The 3,058-nt window shown below is 72.0% G+C and carries 3 protein-coding genes; 2 read left to right on the top strand and 1 reads right to left on the bottom strand.

All coding sequences use genetic code 11. The features are described 5' to 3' along the window. Positions 1 to 154: 154 nt before the first annotated feature. Together OZN99_RS28595 and OZN99_RS28590 are read left to right on the top strand one after the other, a co-directional pair. Positions 155 to 1,375, top strand: coding sequence for an LL-diaminopimelate aminotransferase (locus tag OZN99_RS28595; RefSeq protein WP_270938615.1), 1,221 nt, complete (start codon positions 155 to 157; stop codon positions 1,373 to 1,375). Then, positions 1,372 to 2,667: a homoserine dehydrogenase gene (locus OZN99_RS28590; protein ID WP_270938614.1), complete on the top strand. Its 1,296-nt coding sequence runs from the start codon at positions 1,372 to 1,374 to the stop codon at positions 2,665 to 2,667. The genes OZN99_RS28595 and OZN99_RS28590 overlap by 4 nt, the downstream gene beginning before the upstream one ends. A 30-nt stretch (positions 2,668 to 2,697) precedes the next feature. Here the strand turns inward: OZN99_RS28590 and OZN99_RS28585 are convergent. Next, on the bottom strand, positions 2,698 to 3,058 hold a 361-nt coding region (locus OZN99_RS28585; protein ID WP_270938613.1), incomplete at its 5' end, for a hypothetical protein.

The following is a 3,058-nucleotide window of genomic DNA, read 5'->3' as shown; positions in this document are numbered from 1 at the left end:
GCCCGCGCCGGCGCGGGAGCTGCTTGCGCCACCCCCGCCCCCGGCGCGCGAGCTGCTGGCCCCGCCGCCACCGCCCGCCGCCGATCTGCTCGCGCCTCGCCGCGATTGAGCGGCCGGGCTATCCTTCGCCCCGAAACGCACGGACCCGACGACGATGACCGAGGAGTTCCACCGCATCCGGCGCCTGCCGCCCTATGTCTTCGCCGAGGTGAACGGCGCGAAGGCGAAGGCGCGCGGCGTCGGCGAGGACATCGTGGACCTCGGCATGGGCAACCCCGACAGCCCGACGCCGCCGCACATCGTGGCGAAGCTGGTGGAGGCGGTGCAGGACCCGCGCACCCACCGCTATTCCATGTCGAAGGGCATCCCGGGCCTGCGCCGGGCGCTGGCCGGCTATTACGGGCGCCGCTTCGGCGTGAAGCTGGACCCGGAGACCGAGGTGGTCGCCACGCTGGGGTCCAAGGAGGGGCTGGCGAACCTGGCGCAGGCCATCTCCTCGCCGGGCGACACGATTCTGGTGCCCAACCCGTCCTACCCGATCCACCAGTTCGGCTTCATCATCGCCGGCGCCTCCGCGCGGTCCATCCCCTACACGCCGGACGACGCGATGCTGTCGGCGATCGACCGGGCTGTGAAGCACTCCGTCCCGAAGCCGACGGCGCTGATCGTCAACTTCCCGTCCAACCCGACCGCGCTGCTCGCCAGCCGCGACTTCTACAAGGAGCTGGTGGCGCTGGCGCGGCGGCACGAGCTCTTCATCCTGTCCGACCTGGCCTATGCCGAGCTGTATTTCGACGAGGCCAACCCGCCGCCGTCGGTGCTGGAGATCCCCGGCGCCAAGGAGGTGACGGTGGAGTTCACCTCCATGTCCAAGACCTACAACATGCCGGGCTGGCGCATGGGCTTCGCCGCCGGCAACCCGCGGCTGATCGCGGCGCTGGCGCGGGTGAAGTCCTATCTCGACTACGGCGCCTTCACGCCCATCCAGGTCGCCGCCGTGGCCGCGCTGAACGGCCCGCAGGACTGCGTGGCGGAGATGCGGGAGCTGTACCGGAAGCGCCGCGACGTGCTGGTGAAGGGGCTGCACGCCGCCGGCTGGACGGTGCCGAGCCCGGAGGGCTCGATGTTCCTCTGGGCGCCCATCCCGGACCGCTTCCGCCATCTGGGCTCGGTCGGCTTCTCCAAGCTGCTGCTGGAGAAGGCGAAGGTCGCGGTGGCGCCGGGCCTCGGCTTCGGCGAGCACGGCGACGAGCATGTGCGCATCGCCCTGGTGGAGAACGAGCACCGCATCCGCCAGGCGCTGCGCGGCATCCGGCAGTTCCTGGCGGCCGACAATGCCGGCCCGGTGGACGGCATGGAGGTGGACGCGGCATGAGCGGCAAGCCGCTTGCGATCGGCGTCGCCGGTCTTGGGACGGTCGGCGCCGGCGTCCTGACGCTGTTGCGCGACAATGCGGAGACGGTCGCCGCGCATGCCGGGCGGCCGATCGCCGTCACCGCCGTCTCCTCGCGCGACCGCAGCAAGGACCGCGGCGTCTCGCTGTCCGGGCTGCGCTGGTACGAGGACGCCGCCGCGCTGGCGAACGACCCGAACGTGGACGTGGTGGTGGAGACCATCGGTGGCACGCAGGGCCCGGCGGCCGACCTGGTGCGCTCGGCGCTGGCCGCCGGCAAGCCGGTGGTCACCGCCAACAAGGCGCTGCTGGCCGTGCACGGCGCGGAGATCGCGCAGCTGGCCGAGGCGAACAACGTGCCGCTGATGTTCGAGGCCGCGGTGGCCGGCGGCATCCCGGCCATCAAGGCGATCCGCGAGGGCCTCGCGGCCAACGACATCTCCCGCGTGCTCGGCATCCTGAACGGCACCTGCAACTACATCCTGACCCAGATGCGCGAGCGCGGGCGGGAATTCGCCGAGGCGCTGAGCGAGGCGCAGAAGCTGGGCTATGCCGAGGCCGATCCGACCTTCGACGTGGACGGCATCGACGCCGCGCACAAGCTGGCGATCCTGGCCGCCCTGGCCTTCGGGCGGCCGGTGGATTTCGGCGCGGTGCATGTGGAGGGGATCCGCAGCATCAGTGCCCTCGACATCGCGCTGGCCGGCGAGCTCGGCTACCGGATCAAGCTGCTCGGCATCGCGCGGCGCGGCGAGCATGGGATCGAGACGCGGGTGCATCCCTGCATGGTGCCGGTGGCGCACCCGATCGCCCGGGTGGACGGGGTGTTCAACGCGGTGGTGGCGGAGGGCGACTTCGTCGGCCGCGTGGTGCTGGAAGGCCGCGGCGCCGGCGCCGGGCCGACGGCGAGCGCGATCTGCGCCGACCTGATCGACATCGCGCGCGGCCGGCGCACGCCGGTCTGGGGCGTGTCGAACGGCGCCCTTTCCGCGTTGCCGGCGATCCCGATGGAGCACCGCCTCGGCGCCTATTACCTGCGCCTGATGGTGCTCGACCGGCCGGGCGTGATCGCCGATGTCACGGCGATCCTGCGCGACCACCAGATCAGCCTGGAAAGCATGCTCCAGCGCGGCCGCGCGCCCGGCGAGGCGGTGCCCGTCGTGGTCACCACGCATGACTGCGAGGAGGCGCGGATGAACGCCGCCCTCGCCCGCATCACGGCGCTGGAGACGGTGGTGGAGAAGCCGGCGCTGATCCGGATCGAGGCGCTGTAGCGGCGGGCGACGCCCGCCGCGTCGCCCTTCCTACCAGGTGAACCAGGACACCGACTTCAGGTGCTCCATGATTTCCGGGATGGCATGGTGCTCATCCATCTTCATGACCTTGGGAAGGTTGGGCCCCAGGATGACCCCGAGCGCCTCGATGGCGGCCTTGCCGTGAATCTCCGCGGGCCGGGTGGTGGCGCAGAAATACAGCGCCAGCGCCGCCTGCTGCCGGTGCTCGCCCTTCGTGCCGCGTGACCATTTCCAGATCGCCTTGGCGGTGCGCGCGATGGCCTCTCCGGTGATGGCCAGAGCCTCGCCCGCCACGTTCCCCGCGCCGCCGCCGACCAGCCCGCCGGCGCCGGCGCCGGCCACCGCGCCGGCCACGGCACCGACGGCCGTG

Source organism: Falsiroseomonas oryzae (assembly GCF_027856955.1).
GTDB classification, from domain to species: Bacteria; Pseudomonadota; Alphaproteobacteria; order Acetobacterales; family Acetobacteraceae; genus Falsiroseomonas; species Falsiroseomonas oryzae.
Note: the sequence above shows the minus strand (reverse complement) of the source record. Positions and strands in the feature narration are given on the sequence as shown.

Excerpts from the sequence above, each read along its gene's own strand:
- OZN99_RS28595 (WP_270938615.1), top strand. The coding sequence starts at position 155 with ATGACCGAGGAGTTCCACCGCATCCGGCGCCTGCCGCCCTATGTCTTC.
- OZN99_RS28590 (WP_270938614.1), top strand. The coding sequence starts at position 1,372 with ATGAGCGGCAAGCCGCTTGCGATCGGCGTCGCCGGTCTTGGGACGGTC.